The 301-nt window shown below is 63.1% G+C and carries 1 protein-coding gene; it reads left to right on the top strand.

Features of this window, described 5'->3' with window-relative positions; translation table 11 throughout:
• Positions 1–301: class II aldolase/adducin family protein (locus EN824_RS34460; protein ID WP_189522294.1), on the top strand; the 301-nt coding region annotated here is incomplete at both ends.

The raw sequence follows: 301 nt of genomic DNA, 5'->3' as shown, positions 1-301 counted from the left end.
CGCGATCGGCTGGCTGCCGTGGAAGCGGCCGGGGTTCGAGCTCGGCCTATGGCTGGAGAAATTCTGCCTGGAAAATCCGGACGCCAAGGGTGTCGTGCTTGAAAGCCATGGCCTGTTCACCTGGGGCGACACCCCGAAGGAATGCTACGAAACGACGATCTCAGTCATCAACCAGGCAATCGAGTCGTTCGAGCGCCGGTCGGAAGGCGTGGCTATTTTCGGCGGCGAGGCGGTGAAGTCGCTCGATGCTTCGGCACGCCGCGCCATTGCCGCAAAGCTGATGCCGCGCATTCGCGGCCTG

Origin of the sequence: Mesorhizobium sp. M8A.F.Ca.ET.181.01.1.1 (assembly GCF_004792025.1) — a bacterium.
Classification (GTDB): domain Bacteria; phylum Pseudomonadota; class Alphaproteobacteria; order Rhizobiales; family Rhizobiaceae; genus Mesorhizobium.
Note: the sequence above shows the minus strand (reverse complement) of the source record. Positions and strands in the feature narration are given on the sequence as shown.